We start from the raw sequence: 20095 nt of genomic DNA, 5'->3' as shown, positions 1-20095 counted from the left end.
CAGCCGGACCATATTGGTTGAAAAAAAACGGAAGTAAAGGCCGATGTTATTGCCCGGAGAGTTTCCGGGCACAAGGTTATCCAAGGGTTGCCCTGGCATGGTTCGGGCATCAAGCCCTATTGGCGGGATAAGTACTCTTCCAGCACCAGCGGATAGCCCTCGGTGGTCGGTTCTACCGGCGTGTTGGCAAAGGCACTGGCTTCGGTAACCCATTTGCGCTGCGGCGGCAGCCCCCAGGGCAGTAACTGCTGGCGCTGATCGGGTGCAAGAATATTGGTTTCCAGCTCAATGTCGATTATCTGATAAGGGGTGTTGTGCAGCTCGATACGATGCCCGTCCGGATCCCGCAGATAAACATAGAGGACATGGCCCATACCGTGCCTGCCCGGCCCGCGTTCAATGCTGCTGCCAAAGCCCAGATTGCCGGCAGTGTCGCAGGCGCGCAGGATCTCTTGCGAATCGGGGATGGTATAACCGAAGTGATGCAGACGCGGGCCGGGGCCATGCAAGTACACCAGATCCTGCGTATTGCCTTTGCGTTGTAAGAATGCGGCCCCCATTCCACCCTCATTGAAATAGATGTCTGTCGCACGGAATCCCAGCTTCGTCATGTAAAATTCGGCTGCCCGCTGTACGTGGGGAGTGTGCAACTGGAAGTGATCCAGCCGCTGGGCGCTGCCGCCACGGTACAGATGCACCTGATGGTGCAAGCGCGGCACCACGGGCATTGAGGCGCACAGTTCGATCAGCGTACCAGTCGGATCGGTGAAATGCAGAGTACGCCCCTGAAACGGCACTTCGGCCCAACAATTTTCTAACCCTTGCTGGTCCAAAAACAGCTTGGCCAACTCCAGATCTTTTTCACGAAAAACACGCAGGCCAACGCGTTCGCACTGGGGCTCCGCCTTGCTGAGCTTGATAACCAGACTGTGGTGGCAAGCCTCTTCCAGCCCGCGCAAATAGAGCCGGTCCTCTTCCCGATGGGTCAGCACCATGCCGATCACCTGGGTGTAAAACAGCTCACTGGCGGCCAGATCACGCGAGGTCAGCACCAGATGGCTGGCGCGGGTAATGGAAAATGGCGGATCGTATTCGGTGAGGGGCAATGTGGTCATTGTGATTCCTTACCGGGGCCGTGGCCCCGTTTCCGTGGGATTCAGTAGCACATGATGACGGATTTAAGTTCGGTATAGGACTCGATAAACGCGCTGCCGAACTCGCGGCCAATACCGGAGGCTTTCATCCCGCCGAACGGCACCGCCGGATCCATAATGGTGTGCGAATTTACCCATACCATCCCGGCCTCAATCCGCCGCATCAAATCCATCGCCTTGCTGAAGTCATTGGTCCAGATACTGGCGGACAGGCCATAGGACGAATCATTCATCAAATGCAAGAGTTGCTCTTCATCCTCAAACGGCATAAAGCTCAGCACCCCGGCGAAGGCTTCTTCACGCATCAGCGGATCGTCCTGACCGGTGGCGCGGATCACCGTCGGGGTCACATAGAACCCCTCTCCGTCCAGCACCGTACCCCCACTCAGTACCTGGTCATGGCTGTGCGCCTGATCAAACATCGCCTTGATGCGGTTAAAATGCGCCTGGTTAGCCAACGGACCGTACTGCGTGGCTTCGTCCATCGGCGAACCTATTTGCAGCGCCTCGACCCGGGCGATAACCTGCTCGACAATCTCGTCGAAGCGCGACGCATGAATATAAAACCGCTCGGCAGAGGAACAAACCTGCCCCTGATGCACCAGCCCGGCGAGCATAATGCCGTCCACCGCCCGCTGGGTATCGACGTCGGCAAGAAACGCCGCCGGGTTTTTTCCACCCAACTCCAGGGTGATGCGGGTCAAATCGGCTTTTATCGCCGCCTGGCCGATCGCGATACCGGCCGGAACCGAACCGGTGAAACTGACTTTATTGACCCGTGGATGCTCGATCAGCCACTGCCCCACCTGGCGTTCGCCATTGACCACGTTGAACACGCCCGCAGGCACCCCGGCCTGATGGGCCAACTGCGCCAGACGCAGCAGGGTCAAAGGTGCAAACTCACTGGGTTTGACCACGATGCAACACCCGGTGCACAAGGCGGCTGCAATTTTCCAAATGGCGATCATCACCGGGAAATTCCAGGGAATAATGGCCGCCACCACGCCCACCGGCTCGCGGTAAGTCATCGCGGTATATCGCTCGCCGTTAAACGAAGGGATTGACGGCGCGAGGGTTTCACCATGCAGTTTGGTGGCCCAACCGGCGTAATACCGGATGAAAACGCAGGTATGGTCAACCTCGAACAGCCTGGAGGAACCGATCAGCTTACCGTTGGTCAGGGTTTCCAACTGGGCAATCTCCTCTCTGTGGGCCTCCAGCAGATCGGCAAAGCGTAACAGTATCTGCTGACGCTGGGCCGGCAGGCTTTTTCCCCATTCGCCCTTCAGCGCCCGGTCAGCCGATTGCATCGCCTGCTCCACTTCGTCGGCCGTGGCACCAGCCACGCTGGCGATCGTCTGGCCATTGGCCGGATTGACTACCGGCAAGCGTTGTCCGCCCGCCGCCGGGATCAGTTGTCCATCGATAAACTGCCCATGTTCCTGCGCCAGAAAGGCGGAAACCTGTGGAAGCACTTTGATATCAGCCATCGTAATCCACCTCGTTTGTCGGAAAAGAGTCCTTTAACGCCCTCAGGCGTCGTCAATCACTGGGTTACTCAGGGTGCCGATACCGGCAATCTCAACCTCCACCCGATCCCCCGCTTTCATCCAGACCGGTGGCTGTCGGAATGCGCCAACGCCACCGGGCGTACCGGTCACCAGCACATCGCCGGGCAGCAGATCGGTAAATGCCGAGCAATACTCGATCAGCGCCGGGATCGAGAAAATCAGGTCATCGACACAGGCTTGTTGCATCACCTGCCCGTTCAGACGGGTTTCCAGCGTTAGCGCACGCGGGTCGGGAATGTCGTCGGCACTGACCAGCCAGGGACCAAAGGCCGCGGTGTGGCGGAAGTTTTTACCGGGAGTGAATTGCGAGCTGTGCCGCTGCCAGTCGCGCACGCTGCCGTCGTTGTAGCAGGCGTAACCGGCGATATGCTGCATGGCATCGCGCTGGGCAATGCGGCGCCCCCCTTTACCAATCACCACGGCCAGCTCGCCTTCATAGTCAAATTGAGACGACTCCGGCGGTGCCAGCAGCGGCTGCTGATGTCCGACCTGTGAAGAAGGCAGCCGCAAAAACAGCGTTGGCCGATCGGGTTCCTCCCGGCCGGTTTCCAGCAGGTGCGGGCGGTAATTCAGCCCCACGCAAATAATTTTGTCCGGGTTGGGCACCGGCGGCAACCAACTGACCTCGCTGGCTTTCAGGGTGGCAGGCGCATTCACAAACGGCAGGAACACGTTAAAACTGCCGGCGGCTAACGCGCTGCGCACGTCCGGATAGGGCAATGACTGGCTGCAGTCGACAATCTCGTCGTCACCGCGCAGCAGGCCATAACCTGCACGCCCCTGGCTAATAAAACTGACGATCTTCATTTGGCCTCCGGGGACGCAGCCGCGCCGTTGAATATGGTGCTGTCGGCCTGCTTGATAATCCGCTGTACGGTACTTTGATAATGCTGGCTAAGCAGCTCGACGGCGCGGTCGGCATCGCGCGCCAGCACCGCATCCATGATGGCCTGATGCTCACCGTCGACATCGCGTGGTGAATCCATCCCTTCCAGCTCATAACCGAACCGCAGGCGGCGATAGCGCTCCGACTGATCGAACAGCAAGTCGGAAAAGCGCAGCATCCACGGTGAATTACAGGCCATCAGCAGGCTGCGATGAAAGCTGTAATGGAGCTGGCTCCAGTTTGCCGAGTGATCTTCGTCATCCATGCGCGGGCAGCGCGTCAGTCGGTGAAAGGCGGCGATAATCCCCGCTTCCCATTCGGCATCACCGTTGGCAATCGCTAACCGCAAAGCATGGGTTTCGATCAGTTGTCGATTGGCGGTAATGTCTTTCAGTTCGCTGAGTGATACCTCACTGGCACGAAAACCGCGTTGCTCGTGGGCGGTCACCAGCCCTTCCGTCACCAACCGCGACAGCGCCTCACGCACCAGCCCTGGGCTGATGTCCAATTCACCGGCGATATTGCCGATCACCAGTTTGCTGCCCGGCGAGTATTCACCGTTGATAATCCGACGGCGGATCAGCGCCACGGCGGCGCCGCTCAGGCTTTTGAAAGTTCCGTTCTGCAATTGCAGGTTTTCTGTTTGTTTGCTGTTCATTCGCTGTTTTATCTCGCTGTACGGTTATAACAACGCTGGATAGGCGCCGCCGTCCAGGTGCATGTTTTGCCCGGTAATAAATCCGCTCAGGTCGCTGCAAAGGTAAACACAGGCCGCGCCGAATTCGGCAGGCTGGCCCATGCGACCGGCGGGGATCGAGTCAATCTGTCGTTGGCGCGCCTGTTCGAAGGTAATGCCGATCTGTTTCATCGCCACCTGCGCCATTTGCTGCTGGCGAGGCGTATCAAAACGTTCCGGCAGCAAATTGTTAATGGTGACGTTATCGACAATGCATTCGCGGGACAACCCTTTACAGGCGGCCGTCAGACCGGCGCGGGACGCAGCGGAAAGCGTCATGTGCGCACGCGGCGTACTGACCATTGCCGAGGTGATATTGATGATGCGGCCAAATTTCCGCTCGCGCATCCCCGGTATCAAGGCGCGGATCAACATCAGCGGTGCCAGCAAATTCCCTTGCAGCGCCGACAGCCAGGTCTGCTCGTCAAACTCAAAGAAATTCCCCGGCGGTGGCCCGGCGTTATTATTGACCAGAATATCGGCATTCGGGCAGGCAGCCAGTAAGGCTTCGCGCCCTTGTAGGGTGGTTATGTCACCGGCGACAGTAAAAACGCGCCCGCCGGTCTCAGCCTTAAGCCGCTGCTGCGCAGCCAGCAGGCGCTCTTCGTCGCGGCCATTAATCCAGACGCTGACCCCTTCTCTAAGCAGGGCTGCGGCACAGGCATAACCCAAACCACTGCTGGAAGCGCATACCAGGGCGCGTTTATCAGCCAGTCTCACATCCATAACCGTTCTCTCCTTCTAGCGAGGCAGCTCATGACTGAGCCGTGCGATGTTGCATAAATGTCATGCTATCGACAAAAAATAGTGACATCAACAAAAAATATTCTTTATATTAAAAAATATATTTTTTCTTCCATCGCAAATTTTCCACCCTCATCTGCACGGAGAGAGCATGAAAGAGAATGAAAGGTACGACTACATTGTGGTCGGCGGTGGTTCTGCCGGTTGCGTGGTTGCCGGTTTGTTGGCGGAAAGAACCTCGGCGCGCATTTTGCTGCTGGAGGCCGGGCCAGAAGACAAAGGGATCTTCATCCGCATGCCGGCCGGATTTCCGGAAATTGTCGGCAAGCTGGTCTGGCCCTATCAAAGCGATGCCGAACCCCATATGGACAATCGGTCGATGAGCGTACCGCAGGGCCGTGTGCTGGGCGGTGGCAGCTCGGTGAATGGACAGCTCTACGTGCGTGGCAATGCCAGGGATTATGACGATTGGGAAACCCAGGACGGCTGTACCGGCTGGGGCTATCGCGATGTGCTGCCCTATTTTATCCGGTCGGAATGCAACCAAAGCCTGCACGACGACTATCACGGCGATAGCGGCCACCTGAAAGTCAGCGACTCCGGTTATCGCCATCCGCTCAGCTACGCCATCGTCAAAGCCGGTCAGGAGCTGGGTTATCCCTATCTCAATGACTTTAACGGCGCCAGCCAGCAAGGCATAGGCTTCTATCAAACTACCACCTATCAGGGGCACCGTTGCAGCACCTCGGTGGCCTATCTGGCACCGGTGCGACAACACGCGAATCTCCAGGTGATGACCGGCGTCCTGGTTGAGCGTCTGTTGCTGGAGCAGGATCGTGCTACCGGCGTGGTATTTACCGACGCTGAGGGGAAACGCCAACAGGCGCTGGCCAGCCGGGAAGTGGTGTTATGCGCCGGCGCCATAGGGACCCCAAAACTGTTGATGCTGTCCGGCATCGGTCCAGCAGAGCATCTGCGCGAAGTCGGCATCAAACTCCAGGTCGACAGCCCTCTGGTCGGCCAACGCCTGCAGGATCATCTGCATTTTTCGCTGATTGCCAGCCTGCGAAAGCCGATTAGCCTGCTCGGGCAAGACAAAGGCCTGAAGGCATTGGCGAACGGTCTGGAATGGCTGCTGTTCAAACGCGGTATCTGCGCCTCCAACCTGCTGGAGTGCGGCGGTTTTTTCGCCACCGGCGACGACGATCGGCCAGATGTGCAACTGATGGGGCTGGCGGCGTCGGATAACGTCGACGACAAGGGAAAACAGGCGCAAAACCAACATGCCCTATCCCTCAAGTTGGCGCACCTGCGGCCACAGGCCAGGGGTGAAGTCCGGTTGCGCGACGGTAATCCACGTTCATTACCGCGCATCAGCCTCAACTATATGGGGACAGCGGAAGATGTCGCTGCGCAGGTCAGAGCGGTACGTCTGGGCTTGCAGCTGTTCCAGGCCCCGGCGTTGGCGTCACTGATTGATCAGGTTCTGTTGCCCGCGCCGAATTTGAACAGCGATGAACAGTTGGCGTCGTTCGTGCGCGAGCATGGCAAAACGGAGTATCACCCTACCGGTACCTGCCGCATGGGGGCAGATCCCGCGACTTCCGTGGTGGATCTGGAACTTCGCCTGCGTGGCCTGGCGGGAGTGCGCATCGCTGATGCGTCGATTTTCCCGCGCATCCCGGCAGGCAATACCAATGCACCGACTATCATGGTGGCAGAGCGCGCAGTTGATTTGATGCTGGCCACTTCTCAGGAGCAGGAACATGCATAAAAAACTCACTTTGACCTTTGATAACGGTCCCCATCCCCAGGGAACCCCGCTGGTGCTGAAGACGCTGCAGGAGTTCCGCATTCTGGCCAACTTCTTCCCTATCGGCGAGAAGATCTCCGCGCCTGGCGGTGAAGCTCTGGTTAAATCGGTGAAAGACGCCGGTCACCGGGTCGGCATTCATACCCTGACCCACTCTCTGCCGCTGGGGCTGGGGGCTCCGGGTTTTGCCCGTCACGAAATTACCGAAGGCCAGGCCCGACTGGGTCAATACGCCGAGTCGCCGCCGCTGTTTCGCCCCTATGCCGGTAAAGGGATCCTCGGACCGCACGTGTTGAATCAAGAGGCGGTTGAGGTGCTGCAACAGCAAGGGTTCAGCCTGGTGTTGTGGAACTCGGTACCGCGGGATTGGGAACTGCCGACCGACGCCTGGGTGGCGCGTGCGCTGGAAGATATCGCCAATCAGCCCTGGACGGTGATGGTGTTGCACGATGCCCGGCCCGAAGCGATGGAGCATCTGGCGCATTTTATTGAAAAAGCGGTGTTGATGGACGTGGAAATCACGCAGCAACTTCCCGATTGGGTAATGCCGATGCAGGCGGGCCAGATCCGGCATCCCTTTTCTGAGTTGATCGCCCCTGTGGCGGAGTAACCGGCAACGACAAGGAGAATCTTTATGCAACAAGAAAACGTGATTGGTGAATTCCGCTATCAACAATATGCGGTCAAGCTACCGTCGCTGCACGATAACCGTGAACAGCGTCGGCATCGGGTGGTGATTGTCGGCGGTGGACCGGTGGGCTTATCGCTGGCGCTGGCATTGGCGAAACAAGGCATCGCTTCATTGGTGGTGGAGAATGATACCCAGGTATGCACCGGCAGCCGGGCGGCGTGCATCTCCCGCCGCAGCCTGGAGATCCTCGACAAACTGGGGCTGGCAGACACCTTTGTCGGTAAGGGGCTCGCCTGGACCCGTGGACGCAGCTTTTATCAGGGCGAGATGGTGATGCAGTTCGACATGCTGGTGGATGATAACCAGCAGTTTCCGGCAATGATCAACCTGCAGCAGTATTATATCGAGCAATTTTTGCTGGACGAGGTGCTGCGCCATGAGGATTTGATCGAACTGCGTTGGGGTACCGAGCTCCAGAGCCTGGTGCATCATGACGAAGGTGTGACATTGTCACTGAATGCTGTCGGGGTCGATTACCAGTTAGAAGCCGACTGGGTGATTGCCTGCGACGGTGGCCGCAGCCGGGTGCGGGAACAAATGGGCCTGCATCTGCAGGGGGATGTGCATCATGGACGCTTCGCCATCATAGATATTGAATTGGAAAGCGAGACCCCGGCAGAACGGCGCGTGTGGTTCGAAACCGCCCTGCGCCCTGGGCCAATGTGGATGCACCGCCAACCGGACAATATCTGGCGCATTGATTACCTGCTGGAAGACGGCGTCAGCGACGAAGAAGGACTGAAGCCGGAAAACGTGCTGCCGGTCGTCGAGAGTTTTCTCGATATGGTCGGTGAAAAAGGGAAATGGCGCCCGATTTGGATCAGCATGTACAACGCTAAAGCCCTGTCGCTGGACAACTATCATCACGACCGGGTGCTGTTCGTCGGTGATGCGGCGCACGTAGTGCCGATTTTCGGCGTACGTGGGCTTAACGGCGGGCTGGACGATGCCTATAACCTCGGCTGGAAGCTGGCCTACGTGCTGAAAGGGTTGGCGCCGCCGTCGCTATTGGCCAGTTACTCCAGCGAACGTCAGAAGGCCTGGCGTGAAAATGCCGGACACGCCAGCCGCAGCGCCGAGTTTATGTGCCCGGCGACCCCGGCCGGCAGCACGCTGCGTAATGCAGTGCTGTCGCTGGCGGCTCGCCACCCGCAGTTTTCCGCGCTGATCAATCCCCGTCAGACCCACAGCATTTGTTACGCGGATTCGCCTTTGAATACCCCGTCGGTGACGGCCCCCGCGGCTGTAGGCCCCAAGCTCGGCGCGGTATTGCCGGAGTTCCCTCTGTTACTGAATGGTGAGCCAACCCATCTGACCCGATTGCTGGATGCGCGACTCTTCACCCTGCTGCGCTTCCCGGCGCAGGACGCTACCAGCGCTGTGGAAATCAGCGACCATCCGTTGCTGCGCGTGGTCACTCTGGGGCGGCCTGGACAACCGCAGGCCGGTGCTGCCGGATGGGTGGAAGATCCTGATGGACAGGTGCACGCGGCCTACAGCGGGCCCGCCGGCGCGCTTTATCTGATCCGACCGGACGGGCACGTCTGCTGGCGCTGGACGCAGAGCGATGATGTGGACTCTGCTGCCATCGAACAGGCCATCTTGCGGGCCAGCGGCTGGCAGAACGATAACCAAGGAGCAAAAGATGCAGGCTAAATTGACCGAACAGCAGCTCGATGAGCTGTACAGCCAGTTCTATCTGGCCGCCGAGCCGTTTACCGGCGAACCTCTGGCGCTATTTTTGACTCGCCTTAACCTGCTGTTGCTGGACGCGTTGGCGAATGAAACGCTGGCGCGGGAGCTGATAGCCGAAGCCGCGCGCTTTAAGTTCGACGCAGAGTAGCCCTGCGTTCAGGCCGCCGGCGGGGTGTCCGTGAGTTTCTGCCCCGGCGGTAACCTGGATTGCCGATAATACTCCGCGACAAAATCGACAAAACTGCGAATGTTAACCGGCAGATAACGCCGGTTAACATAGACCACGTACAGCGATCGATGGCTCCAGGTGTAATCCCTCATTAACCTGATCAACGCGCCGCTGGCCAACGCCTCTCTCACCACGAACTCCGGCTCAAGAATAATGCCTCTGCCCTCCAGCGCGCTGGCCAACAAGGCATCGCCACTGTTGGCTCGCAGCGATCCGCATACCGGCACCTCGATCAGACGCCCCTCCTCATCCAGATATTCCCATTGTTCCGCACGGGGCAACAGTGAGTAGACCAGACAATTGTGCTCACGCAACGCCTGTGGGTTGTCCGGGGTCCCGTGGTGCTTTAAATAATCGGGAGACGCACAAAGTATTCGGGGTATTTCACACAGCTTGCGCGCTACCAGAGACGAATCCGACAGATTGGCCACGCGGATCGCCACATCAATCCCCTGGTCGATCAGGTTGATCAACTGGTCACTGAGGCAGAACTCCACCGACACCCGCGGATAACGACGCTGATAACCGGCCACTATGGTTGCCAGTTCAGCCCGACAATAGGGGTGTGGCGCACTGATACGCAAGGTGCCTGCGGGCTGCCCCTGGTTGCCCATATAGGCTTCCAACGCCTGGCATTCGCCGGCAATGCGCTGGCTGTATTCGTAACATTCCCGCCCGGCCTCCGTCAGCGTCATCGACCGCGTGGTACGGTGCAGCAAACGCACGCCAAAATGCTGTTCCAACTCGGCAATACTCTTGCTCACGCGCGGTCGGGAAAGGTCAAGCGCCTCTGAAGCCGCCGTAAAATTGCCGCCTTTTACCACCGCATTGAATATGCGTAATGCATTCATCATGTCCACATTCACGTCCCTTCAGCACGCTCGTCATTAGCACAATATACGTCATCCATTGGTGCCTGTTCGGCACCAGTGTGATACGGCAAGCCCTCTGGTTGTTCAGCCTGACCACAGCTAGTTTAGCTTTATCCCTCGAAAGAGGATCCCCACAGACTGAAACAAGGACTCCCTATGAGTAGCCAGACGAAAACCTTTGAACAATGGCAGCAGCAGGCAAACGCACTGCAGATCGAAGGGCGTGCCTATATCGACGGTCAGTATCAGGACTCTGCCGACGGTGCCACCTTTGCCGATATCAGCCCGATCGACGGTCGGCTGCTAGCGGCGGTTGCCGACTGCGACGCCGCCACCGTAGATCGAGCCGTTGCGGCGGCGGCCCGAACATTTGCATCCGGAATTTGGCGCGACCAATCGCCGGTACAGCGCAAAAACGCCCTGCTGCGCCTGGCCGATTTGGTCGGTCAGCATCAAGAGGAACTGGCGCTGCTGGAAAGCCTGGACACCGGCAAAACCATCCATGAGTCGCTGGATATGGATATGCAGGACGTGCAGATCGCACTGCGTTATTACGCCGAGGCGATCGATAAGATTGCCGGTGAAATCGCCCCTACCAGCGACAGCTTCCACGGCATGATCACCTACCAGGCCTTGGGTGTGGTAGCGGTGATGACGCCGTGGAACAACCCGCTGATGATTGCCTGCTGGAAGATTGCGCCGGCGCTGGCGATGGGTAACTCGGTGGTGTTCAAACCTTCTGAAAAAGCGCCGTTAACCGGCATCCGCCTGGCGCAGCTGGCGCAACAGGCCGGTATCCCCGATGGCGTATTCAACGTGGTGACCGGCGGGGCTCAGGTCGGACAGGCACTGGCGCTGCACCCCACCGTGCGGGTGATGGCCTTTACCGGCTCCACCCAGGTGGCCAAACAGCTGCTGATTTATGCCGGCCAGTCCAACATGAAACGCACCTACCTCGAAGGCGGCGGTAAGAACGCGCATATCATTTTTGCCGATACGCCAGATTTGGCACGCGCAGCACGTTTTGCCGCCTTGGGCTTTTGCGCCAACCAGGGTGCGGTCTGTGCCTCTGGGACTCGCCTGCTGGTGCAGTCATCCATCAAGGAGCAGTTTGTCGCGCTGCTGATTGAAGAAGTGAACCGCTGGCAGCCGGGGCATCCACTCGATCCCGCAACCATGATGGGGCCAATGATTGATGCCAGGCATCAGGCCAATGTCCTGCGTTATGTCGACTCCGCGCGTGATGAAGGCGCCAGCATCGTCTGTGGTGGCCATGCGGACGACAGCATCGTACCGGGCGGGCATTTCTTCTGGCCAACGGTTATCGACAACGCCACCCCGACCATGACCGCCTCGCAAAACGAAATCTTCGGCCCGGTCGCTTCGGTCATCGCGTTTGAAGACGAAGCAGACGCCATCCGGTTGGCAAATGACAGCGAATACGGCTTAACCGCCGGCTTCTGGACGCCGGATATCGCCAAAGTTCACCGCGTTGCCCGCCAACTGGAGGCAGGAACCGTCTGGGTCAATCACTTCCTGACCCGCGATATTCTCTCGCCTTTCGGCGGTTTCAAACAGTCAGGCATCGGCCGCGACCTGTCGTTACATGCGATGCGGCAATACGGCGAAATGAAAGCCACCTGGATTGCACTGAAAGATGTCGACGCTCACTAAGCCCGCGCGTCCAAACCAATAAAAAGGGATCGTCATGAAACAAGATAAACTACAGACTGACGCCGGCCGCCGTCGGTTCATTGCCGCCAGTCTGGCGATGAGCGCTGCAGCCGCACTGCCTTTCTCCGGCTATGCCCGCCAGCCGGCCCCTCGCAGCACCGGGACCGGAAGCGACGACAAAAAATACGACTACATTATTATCGGCGCCGGTTCGGCCGGCTCGGTGGTGACCCGTCGGCTGGTTGATGCCGGATTAAAGGTCCTGCTGCTGGAAGCCGGGCCACGCGACGATATGCCGGCCATTCATAACCCGCCGGAGGCCATGGCGCTGTGGCATTCCGCCGTTGACTGGGGTTTTTCGACTCAACCGCAGATTTACGCCGGCAAACAGGATATTTACTGGCCACGCGGCAAGACCCTGGGCGGTTCCAGCGCTATTAACGGCATGATGTACGTTCGTGGCCTGCCCTCCGATTACGACAACTGGGCGGCGATGGGGGCCACCGGCTGGAGCTGGAAGGACGTGCTGCCTTATTTCCGCAAAGCGGAAAACTGCAATATCGATGGCTTGTCTAACCTGCATGCTACCGGAGGGCTGCTGCAGGTATCTCGTCCCGCCATGACGCCATTGGCCCACGCCTTTGTTGAGGCCGGACAACAGGCCGGATTGCGGCTGGTGCAGGATTACAACAACGGCCAGGATTCCACCGGCGTCAGTTTCCCGCAGTACACCATGACGCCAGACGGCAAACGGGCCAGCGCCTGGGTCTGTTACGGCGATGCCATCCGCGGAGCGGATAACCTGTCGGTGATCACCGAAGCTCGGGTATTGAAGCTGCTTAACCAGGGCGATCACATTACCGGCGTGCACTTTGTACATCGTGGCACCGATTATCGCATCGAGGCCCGTCATGAGGTGCTGCTGTGCGCAGGTTCACTGATGAGCCCTTCCATTCTGCTGCACTCCGGTATCGGCCCGGCCGAGCAGCTGGAGAAAATGGGCATTAAGACCCTGGTCAACCTGCCAGGCGTGGGTGAAAACCTGCACGATCATCTGGTGTGTCCTATGGTTTGGTCTTCGCCGCAGCCGGTGGCTGTCGGTCTGGCCTCCGGCATCGAAGCGCAGATTTTCCATAAGTCAGCCCCGGAGCTTTCCGCGCCGGACACCCAGTCTCTGCTGTTCACCATGCCGTTCATGCCGGGCGTCACCCAGGGTTACACTGTCACTCCCGGTCTGGTCACACCGAAAAGTCGTGGCCGTCTCTGGCTCAACTCACGTGACCCGCTGCAAGCCCCACTGATGGATCCGCGAGTCTATTCTGAAAACGAAGATCTTGAGGTCATGACCGACAAGGCCCTGCTGTTGCGCGAAGTGATGAAGCAAACCGCATTGGCACCGTGGCGCGGCAAAGAGATGGGCATGGAGGGTGTGAATAACCGCGATAAAATGCGCGATTACATTCGCCGAATGACGGCTTCCTACCACCATCAGGTCGGTACGGCGCGCATGGGGACCGACAACATGGCAGTGGTTGATCCGCAATTGCGCGTGCACGGTCTGTCTGGTCTGCGCGTGATCGACGCCTCGGTGATGCCGGTCATTCCTACCGGCAACACCAATGCTCCCAGCATTATGATCGGTGAAAAAGCCGCAGACATGATTTTGTCGAGCAAGGCATAACCATGACAACCACCGTATTGATTACGGGTGCCAACAGGGGCCTGGGTCATGAAACCGCCCGGCGTCTTGCCGGGTGCGGGTGGCACGTAGTCCTCGGCGCGCGGGATCCCCTGCGCGGCGAACAGGCCATTCAAGAGCTGGCGCAGCAGGGCCTGCATGCAGAATTGCTGATCATCGATGTGATTTCCGAGGAGTCAGTGCGTCAGGCAGCGGCGGATTTCAGCAAGGTACACGATCGCCTTGATGTTCTGATCAATAACGCCGGCGTTTCTGGCCCCTGGGGACACCCAAGGGAAACCTGCGCCGTAGCCCTGACGGAAATCTACCAAACCCAGGTTTTTGGCGTAGTTCGCATGATGCAGGCCTTTCTCCCCCTGCTGCAAGCCGCCGCCAACCCCAGAGTGGTGATGGTGTCCAGCTCGCTGGGCTCGTTTCATACCATGACCGGCAAAAGCGGCACCTTCGAGTCCAGAATATTGCAACTGGCCTATCCCTCTTCAAAAGCGGCGCTCAACATGCTGGTAACGCAATACGCCAAGGCATTGCCGAGAATCAAGATTAACGCCGTTAACCCGGGCTTTACCCAAACCGATCTCAACCCTCTGGGTTGCCAGACGATAACCGAGGGTACTGATGCGATCGTGGCACTGGCCTCCATCGCAAACGATGGCCCAACGGGAGGATTTTTTGATCGTTATGGCGAAATTCCCTGGTAATGCGCCAATGGCACCCTTTTCCGCTAAAGTCCGTTAATGTCTAAGCAATGCCTTATTTATATTAAGACATTGTTTCAAAATTCCTTCCGCATGTTCCTGGCCTTTGTTTGAAAATTACCTTCAAAATAAACGTATTGGGCCGGTACCCTTACTTTTCTTGAGGAGGTTTTTTGTGCCGTGTCAAGCCCGCAATCGCCCTTAAATCGTGCCATTATTGGCCACAAAACAAGCAATTTATTGATTTTTATTAAAAAAACCATAAATCTCCCCCGGCCAAATAACTATTGAGCCGGGGGGTAAAAAGCCATATATTGGGCCCGTTTTTCTCACGGTAGTTAATTGTTCAATTCAATAATTCAACTAGGGCGTCATTGTTACCCCCAGTTGTAGGAGAGATATGATGACGGATAAAGTCCGTATTGATAATTTCGGTGTGAATTTAGAAAATGTAAATAACGAAACATATTTGGCGCGACAAGCTGAATTTGAATCGAATGTCAGGAGTTACCCCCGTAAATTGCCGTTGGCAATTGCGAAAGCCCAAGGCGTTTGGATCACTGATGTTGAGAATAATCAATATCTTGATTGCCTGGCTGGTGCGGGTACGCTGGCTCTGGGTCATAACCATCCTGACGTCCTCCAAAGCATCCAAAATGTCATTACCAGCGGCTTGCCGTTACATACCCTCGATCTTACAACACCGTTGAAAGATGAGTTTTCTGCCTATTTACTCTCTTTATTACCAGGTCAAGGCCAGGAATACTGCCTGCAGTTCTGTGGCCCTTCGGGCGCAGATGCGGTAGAAGCCGCACTGAAACTGGCGAAAAAGCATACCGGCCGTACCGGCGTGATCAGCTTCTCCGGCGGTTACCACGGCATGACCCATGGCGCACTGGCGGTCACGGGCAACCTGTCGCCGAAAGAAGCCGTTAACGGCATGATGCCGGAAGTCCAGTTTATGCCTTACCCGCACGAATACCGCTGCCCGCTCGGCATCGGTGGCGAAGCCGGGGTCAAGGCGCTGACTTACTATTTCGAAAACCTGATCAATGACGTCGAAAGCGGCGTGCGCAAACCTGCGGCGGTCATTCTGGAAGCCGTTCAGGGCGAAGGCGGCGTTAACCCGGCCCCGGTCGAGTGGCTGCAGCGTATTCGCAAAGTCACGCAGGAACACGGCATTTTGCTGATCATCGACGAGGTTCAGGCTGGTTTTGCCCGTACCGGCAAACTGTTCGCCTTTGAACACGCCGGTATTGAGCCGGATATCATCGTGATGTCCAAAGCGGTTGGCGGCGGTTTGCCTCTGGCAGTATTGGGTATCAAGAAACAGTTCGACGCCTGGGAGCCTGGCCACCATACCGGCACTTTCCGCGGCAACCAACTGGCGATGGCTACCGGCCTGACCACCCTGCAACACCTCAAAGATAACCAGGTGGCCGAAAAGGTTGCCGCGCAAGGCGAATGGCTGAAAGCCAAGCTGGCCGAGCTGCAAAAACGTTATCCGGTGATTGGTCACGTGCGTGGTCTGGGTCTGATGATCGGTTTGGAAATTGTGAAACCGAACGAAGCGCAGGATCACATGGGTTGCTACCCGGCTGACGGCCAGCTCTCTGCCCTGCTGCAGAAGAAATGCTTCGAAGCCGGCCTGATCCTGGAGCGCGGCGGCCGTAACGGCTGCGTGCTGCGTCTGCTGCCTTCCCTGCTGATCACTAACGACGAACTGGCTATCTTCCTGGATAAATTTGAACAGGCCCTGTTAGCTGCCGGCATCAAGCCGGTGGATGTGGAGTGAAGTCGATGTCCCGGTTAAACCCGATTCTGGCCGCTTCTGCGCAAAGCACAGAGGCGTACCAGCAAGCGATCGAACAGAGCAGTCAGGCCGTGGTGCAGTGGCTGCAACAACCCGAGATGTATCAGGGGAAAACCGTTGCCGAGCTGCGTGAACGCATCAAGCTTGATTTTACCCCTCAGGGCCTGGGCAACCAGGTCGCTATCGAACGCGCCATTGAGTATTTTTTAAAAGACAGCCTGTCGGTGCATCATCCGCAGTGCGTCGCGCATTTGCATTGCCCTAGCCTGGTGATCAGCCAGGCTGCCGAAGTGTTGATCAACGCCACTAACCAGAGCATGGACTCTTGGGATCAAAGCCCGTCAGCGACCCTCATCGAGATGAAGCTGATTGAATGGTTGCGTACCCAGGTAGGTTACCAGCCTGGCGACGCCGGGGTGTTCACCAGTGGCGGTACCCAGAGCAACCTGATGGGGCTGATGTTGGCGCGTGACGCCTTCTTCGCCAAACAGGGCCACTCTGTGCAGCAGGATGGCCTGGTTGGTAATCTGAGAAAGATTAAAGTGTTATGTTCTGAAAATGCCCACTTCTCGGTGCAAAAGAACATGGCTTTACTCGGCCTGGGTTACCAATCCGTGACGCTGGTGAAAACCGATCAATTCGCACGTATGGATCTGAACGATTTGGCCGAAAAACTGGCGCAGGCCAAGGCCAATGGCGAGCAGATCCTGGCGATCGTCGCCACCGCAGGTACCACGGATGCCGGGGCTATCGACCCGCTGCGCGGCATTGCGCAATTGGCGGCGGAACATCAGATCTGGGTGCATGTCGATGCGGCCTGGGGCGGCGCCTTGCTGCTTTCCGAGAAGTACCGCGACTATCTGGATGGCATTGAATTGGTGGACTCCGTCACGCTGGACTTCCACAAACAATTCTTCCAGACCATCAGCTGCGGTGCTTTCTTGCTGAAAGAAGCCCGTCATTATGAACTGATGCGTTATCAGGCGGCCTACCTGAACTCCGAGTTCGATGAAGCTCAGGGCGTGCCTAATCTGGTGTCCAAATCCTTGCAGACCACCCGCCGTTTTGATGCGTTGAAACTGTGGATGGGCCTGGAAGCTTTGGGGCAGGAGCAATATGCGGCGATCATCGATCATGGCGTAACGCTGGCGCAACAGGTGGCTCACTACATCGGCGATCGGCCGGCGCTGGAACTGGTCATGCAGCCGCAGCTGGCCAGCGTGCTGTTCCGCTACCGTCCGCAGCAGTTAGCCGCCGCCGGCGATGCCGCCGTGGCACTGCTGAACCAACGGATCGGCGATGCGTTGCTGGAATCTGGCCGCGCCAACGTCGGGGTCACCGAGTTTAATGGCGTGACCTGCCTGAAAATGACGTTGTTGAACCCGACGGTCAGCCTGGACGATATCAAAGTCCTGCTGGCGCTGGTGGAAGAAACCGCGCAGCAGTTGCCTGCCGCCTAATCCGCACGCTCTGCCCTAGCCGGCAGCCAAAAGCCGATAACATTAGCTTGTTATCGGCTTTTTTGTTGGCAGGCTTCAAAACCCATTAATATCACCACCAATGAATGACGGCTTCAGTTCACTTATCCGCCCTTCTCGACAAAACAGCGTGATGAGCAAGATTGATGAATCTTATTCATAGTCCCTATCCGCTTTGAAGGGATTATCCCTGCGGGCCTTATCGATAACATAGCCTTGCTGACTCCTGTTCAGAACGCTTAGTGAGCCTACCTAAAACTGGCCTTACTGGTTTTGTTGCCCGGCAGGTTAGATATTTTTATCGAAGAAGGCATCGAGTTTATTTATGGCCTGAACGACATAGTTTGGAACCCAATAGGTTTCAATATGCGTTGCGCCCTCAATAAGAAACAGCTCTTTACTCTTCGCATTGATAGCTTTGGGAAAAGCAGATTCGGTCATGTAAAGCGAATCTGCCCGGGTGCCGGCGATCATCAGAAGGGGTTGATTAATCAAGTCCATATTGCTTTGGGCGTCGAAACTCATCAATTCAAGCAGGCTGCTCAAAGTATAACGAAATGTGGAATTCGGGTGCGCATGGGTTTTGCCGTAGTACTCAAAACCCTGGCGATAAAGGTCGAATGGGAGCCTGGCAATTTGCTCATCCGTCAGTTTGGCATCGCCCGTATACGTGATTTCACCCGTCGTTGCTTCTTTCGCCCGGGCTAACGAAGCCTGCGTTAAACGTTGCTGAATACTGGAGATTTGCGAATTTTGATAACCGTTGCGACGCACCAGCCCAGAATCAAACATGCTTATCGTTGCCAAGGCTTTAAAACGCTTATCCGTTTGTGCCGCTTTCAGCGAGTAACCGCCACCACCGCAAATACCCAGCAAACCAAGACGTTCGGCGTCGACACCGGGATACTGACTAAGGAAGTCGGCCATGCCATGGATATCTTCAATGCGGTTCGCGGGTTTGTCGACACTGCGCGGCAGACCACCACTGGCCCCCTGATAGGCAGCATCCGCAGCGATGGTAATGAAGCCATGCTCTGCCAAGCGCTGTGCGTAGAGTCCGGCCACTTGCTCTTTTACTCCCCCATTAGGGTGGGCAACGACGATAGCCTGATATTTTTTTGCTGGATCGTAATTGGCAGGAATATAGATATTTGCCGCGATCTGAATGCCATGAAGATCGTATTTCACCGGACGAATATTGATCTTGCCCTGAACATTCTCGGTGATGGCTCCTTCATACGCCAGGGTATAAGGGTTTTGTTTGTAGTCTGCCGCGTTGACAGTGACGGAAAATCCTGCCACCGCGACCAGAATCAAGGAATTTAATCTCGTGAACTTCATGATCTCTCCTGAAGATAAATTTTTAAGTGCACCAAAATGCACCGAGTAAATATTTCCACCCCAGCATAGTGAGATGAAACTGACCGTAACATGACCACTTAATAACAATTTTGTCAGTTAGCAGTCATGTTATTACTGAGAAGCCAGGTAATCGCTAACAGTAATGAGCAATAAATCTTCATAAATAAGGAAATGTGAGCAATGCGTTTATTATTGGTCGAGGATGAAGAAAAGACGGCTTCTTATATCAGGCATGCTTTGGCGGAATCAGGCTTTATCGTGGATGTCTCCGCAGAGGGGCCTGAGGGTGTGCACTATGCGCTCGAATATGACTACGACGCCATCATTTTGGATGTCATGCTGCCGGGCATGGATGGTTATCGAGTGCTGGAAAGTATTCGTGCCCGGAAACAAACTCCAATACTGATGCTCTCCGCTCGAGGTTCAGTCGATGAACGTGTGAAAGGTCTTCGTCTGGGGGCGGATGATTATCTGCCAAAGCCCTTCTCACTGATTGAGCTGGTCGCCCGTATTCAGGCTTTAGTACGTCGCTGGGGGAATGACGGATTAGATATTACGCAATTGGAGCTCCACGATCTGCATATTGATATTCTGGCTCGCCGGGTGTTTCGGGGGGATATTCGGCTGGAACTGAGTACCAAAGAGTTTTCTTTGCTCAGTTTACTGGCTCGTCATCAAGGTGAAATAATGTCGAAGATGATGATTGCCGAGCAGGTCTGGGATATGAATTTCGACAGTGATGCCAACGTGGTTGAAGTGGCAATAAAACGGTTGCGGGCAAAAATTGATGCGCCCTTTGAGGTTAAACTATTACACACTGTTCGTGGTATGGGTTATATCCTTGAAGTCAGAGGCTAATCCGGCACAGAGAAAAATACTTTACGTCGTAGCTGACAATATTGTCAGGAAATGGTCAGCCTGAAGACATGTGTCGCTGATTAAAATTATTGAAAAACCGCGTTGGTTTTATTTTAACTGAGGGA

17 protein-coding genes are annotated in these 20095 nt (G+C 56.5%); 10 read left to right on the top strand and 7 right to left on the bottom strand.

What is annotated here, in order from left to right; translation table 11 throughout:
• Nucleotides 1-116: 116 nt before the first annotated feature.
• Genes AC1RKG_RS02195 through AC1RKG_RS02175 form a run of 5 tightly spaced genes read right to left on the bottom strand, consistent with a single transcriptional unit; the run spans nt 117 to nt 5073 of the window.
• Nucleotides 117-1115, bottom strand: a complete 999-nt coding sequence (locus AC1RKG_RS02195; RefSeq protein WP_142815206.1) for a VOC family protein — start codon at nt 1113-1115, stop codon at nt 117-119.
• Nucleotides 1116-1156: 41 nt separating this feature from the next.
• Nucleotides 1157-2644: an aldehyde dehydrogenase family protein gene (locus tag AC1RKG_RS02190; protein ID WP_020826895.1), complete on the bottom strand. Its 1488-nt coding sequence runs from the start codon at nt 2642-2644 to the stop codon at nt 1157-1159.
• 42 nt (nt 2645-2686) lie between these two features.
• Nucleotides 2687-3532, bottom strand: coding sequence for a fumarylacetoacetate hydrolase family protein (locus AC1RKG_RS02185; RefSeq protein WP_258089683.1), 846 nt, complete (start codon nt 3530-3532; stop codon nt 2687-2689).
• Nucleotides 3529-4269, bottom strand: a complete 741-nt coding sequence (locus AC1RKG_RS02180) for a GntR family transcriptional regulator (protein WP_261138079.1) — start codon at nt 4267-4269, stop codon at nt 3529-3531. The genes AC1RKG_RS02185 and AC1RKG_RS02180 overlap by 4 nt, the downstream gene beginning before the upstream one ends.
• A 24-nt stretch (nt 4270-4293) precedes the next feature.
• Nucleotides 4294-5073 carry an SDR family oxidoreductase gene (locus AC1RKG_RS02175; RefSeq protein ID WP_493181871.1) on the bottom strand — a complete coding sequence of 260 codons (780 nt, stop codon included), beginning with the start codon at nt 5071-5073 and terminating at the stop codon, nt 4294-4296.
• 169 nt (nt 5074-5242) lie between these two features.
• On the opposite strand from AC1RKG_RS02175, the gene AC1RKG_RS02170 reads away from it, so the two are divergent.
• Genes AC1RKG_RS02170 through AC1RKG_RS02155 form a run of 4 tightly spaced genes read left to right on the top strand, consistent with a single transcriptional unit; the run spans nt 5243 to nt 9438 of the window.
• Complete coding sequence (locus AC1RKG_RS02170) at nt 5243-6865, top strand: GMC family oxidoreductase (RefSeq protein ID WP_261107378.1); 1623 nt, start codon at nt 5243-5245, stop codon at nt 6863-6865.
• The gene (locus tag AC1RKG_RS02165; RefSeq protein WP_020826890.1) at nt 6858-7514 is read left to right on the top strand and encodes a polysaccharide deacetylase family protein; all 657 of its coding nucleotides are present in this window, start codon (nt 6858-6860) and stop codon (nt 7512-7514) included. The genes AC1RKG_RS02170 and AC1RKG_RS02165 overlap by 8 nt, the downstream gene beginning before the upstream one ends.
• Before the next feature lie 24 nt (nt 7515-7538).
• The gene (locus tag AC1RKG_RS02160; RefSeq protein ID WP_493181869.1) at nt 7539-9251 is read left to right on the top strand and encodes an FAD-dependent monooxygenase; all 1713 of its coding nucleotides are present in this window, start codon (nt 7539-7541) and stop codon (nt 9249-9251) included.
• Nucleotides 9241-9438: a hypothetical protein gene (locus tag AC1RKG_RS02155; RefSeq protein WP_020826888.1), complete on the top strand. Its 198-nt coding sequence runs from the start codon at nt 9241-9243 to the stop codon at nt 9436-9438. Before AC1RKG_RS02160 ends, AC1RKG_RS02155 begins: the two co-directional genes overlap by 11 nt.
• Nucleotides 9439-9446: 8 nt before the next feature.
• On the opposite strand, the gene AC1RKG_RS02150 is transcribed toward AC1RKG_RS02155, so the two are convergent.
• Entirely contained in the window at nt 9447-10373 is a 927-nt protein-coding gene (locus tag AC1RKG_RS02150) for a LysR family transcriptional regulator (protein WP_020826887.1), read from the bottom strand.
• Nucleotides 10374-10547: 174 nt separating this feature from the next.
• Here AC1RKG_RS02150 and AC1RKG_RS02145 point away from each other — a divergent pair, with 174 nt between their 5' ends.
• From AC1RKG_RS02145 to AC1RKG_RS02125, 5 genes are all read left to right on the top strand, one after another.
• Nucleotides 10548-12065, top strand: coding sequence for an aldehyde dehydrogenase family protein (locus AC1RKG_RS02145; RefSeq protein WP_046373558.1), 1518 nt, complete (start codon nt 10548-10550; stop codon nt 12063-12065).
• A 34-nt stretch (nt 12066-12099) separates the two neighbouring features.
• Nucleotides 12100-13746, top strand: a complete 1647-nt coding sequence (locus tag AC1RKG_RS02140; protein ID WP_053090372.1) for a GMC family oxidoreductase — start codon at nt 12100-12102, stop codon at nt 13744-13746.
• Between the two features lie 2 nt (nt 13747-13748).
• Nucleotides 13749-14462: an SDR family NAD(P)-dependent oxidoreductase gene (locus tag AC1RKG_RS02135; RefSeq protein WP_046373559.1), complete on the top strand. Its 714-nt coding sequence runs from the start codon at nt 13749-13751 to the stop codon at nt 14460-14462.
• A 400-nt stretch (nt 14463-14862) separates the two neighbouring features.
• Nucleotides 14863-16254 (top strand): diaminobutyrate--2-oxoglutarate transaminase, encoded by a 1392-nt coding sequence (locus tag AC1RKG_RS02130; protein WP_493182068.1) that lies wholly within the window; start codon nt 14863-14865, stop codon nt 16252-16254.
• 5 nt (nt 16255-16259) lie between these two features.
• Nucleotides 16260-17732, top strand: coding sequence for a pyridoxal phosphate-dependent decarboxylase family protein (locus AC1RKG_RS02125; RefSeq protein WP_020826881.1), 1473 nt, complete (start codon nt 16260-16262; stop codon nt 17730-17732).
• 306 nt (nt 17733-18038) lie between these two features.
• Here the strand turns inward: AC1RKG_RS02125 and AC1RKG_RS02120 are convergent, their stop codons facing one another.
• The gene (locus AC1RKG_RS02120; protein ID WP_493181866.1) at nt 18039-19091 is read right to left on the bottom strand and encodes an alpha/beta hydrolase; all 1053 of its coding nucleotides are present in this window, start codon (nt 19089-19091) and stop codon (nt 18039-18041) included.
• Between the two features lie 201 nt (nt 19092-19292).
• On the opposite strand from AC1RKG_RS02120, the gene AC1RKG_RS02115 reads away from it, so the two are divergent.
• On the top strand, nt 19293-19970 hold the full coding sequence (locus tag AC1RKG_RS02115) for a heavy metal response regulator transcription factor (RefSeq protein ID WP_493181865.1): 678 nt from the start codon (nt 19293-19295) through the stop codon (nt 19968-19970).
• The last annotated feature ends 125 nt before the right edge of the window (nt 19971-20095 follow it).

This window comes from Serratia sp. GW822-FHT06D09 (assembly GCF_058799515.1).
The sequence above is the reverse complement of the archived record's forward strand: the minus strand, read 5'-3'. Positions and strand labels throughout refer to the sequence as shown.

Excerpts from the sequence above, each read along its gene's own strand:
- AC1RKG_RS02195 (WP_142815206.1), bottom strand. The coding sequence starts at position 1,115 with ATGACCACATTGCCCCTCACCGAATACGATCCGCCATTTTCCATTACC.
- AC1RKG_RS02190 (WP_020826895.1), bottom strand. The coding sequence starts at position 2,644 with ATGGCTGATATCAAAGTGCTTCCACAGGTTTCCGCCTTTCTGGCGCAG.
- AC1RKG_RS02185 (WP_258089683.1), bottom strand. The coding sequence starts at position 3,532 with ATGAAGATCGTCAGTTTTATTAGCCAGGGGCGTGCAGGTTATGGCCTG.
- AC1RKG_RS02180 (WP_261138079.1), bottom strand. The coding sequence starts at position 4,269 with ATGAACAGCAAACAAACAGAAAACCTGCAATTGCAGAACGGAACTTTC.
- AC1RKG_RS02175 (WP_493181871.1), bottom strand. The coding sequence starts at position 5,073 with ATGGATGTGAGACTGGCTGATAAACGCGCCCTGGTATGCGCTTCCAGC.
- AC1RKG_RS02170 (WP_261107378.1), top strand. The coding sequence starts at position 5,243 with ATGAAAGAGAATGAAAGGTACGACTACATTGTGGTCGGCGGTGGTTCT.
- AC1RKG_RS02165 (WP_020826890.1), top strand. The coding sequence starts at position 6,858 with ATGCATAAAAAACTCACTTTGACCTTTGATAACGGTCCCCATCCCCAG.
- AC1RKG_RS02160 (WP_493181869.1), top strand. The coding sequence starts at position 7,539 with ATGCAACAAGAAAACGTGATTGGTGAATTCCGCTATCAACAATATGCG.
- AC1RKG_RS02155 (WP_020826888.1), top strand. The coding sequence starts at position 9,241 with ATGCAGGCTAAATTGACCGAACAGCAGCTCGATGAGCTGTACAGCCAG.
- AC1RKG_RS02150 (WP_020826887.1), bottom strand. The coding sequence starts at position 10,373 with ATGATGAATGCATTACGCATATTCAATGCGGTGGTAAAAGGCGGCAAT.
- AC1RKG_RS02145 (WP_046373558.1), top strand. The coding sequence starts at position 10,548 with ATGAGTAGCCAGACGAAAACCTTTGAACAATGGCAGCAGCAGGCAAAC.
- AC1RKG_RS02140 (WP_053090372.1), top strand. The coding sequence starts at position 12,100 with ATGAAACAAGATAAACTACAGACTGACGCCGGCCGCCGTCGGTTCATT.
- AC1RKG_RS02135 (WP_046373559.1), top strand. The coding sequence starts at position 13,749 with ATGACAACCACCGTATTGATTACGGGTGCCAACAGGGGCCTGGGTCAT.
- AC1RKG_RS02130 (WP_493182068.1), top strand. The coding sequence starts at position 14,863 with ATGACGGATAAAGTCCGTATTGATAATTTCGGTGTGAATTTAGAAAAT.
- AC1RKG_RS02125 (WP_020826881.1), top strand. The coding sequence starts at position 16,260 with ATGTCCCGGTTAAACCCGATTCTGGCCGCTTCTGCGCAAAGCACAGAG.
- AC1RKG_RS02120 (WP_493181866.1), bottom strand. The coding sequence starts at position 19,091 with ATGAAGTTCACGAGATTAAATTCCTTGATTCTGGTCGCGGTGGCAGGA.
- AC1RKG_RS02115 (WP_493181865.1), top strand. The coding sequence starts at position 19,293 with ATGCGTTTATTATTGGTCGAGGATGAAGAAAAGACGGCTTCTTATATC.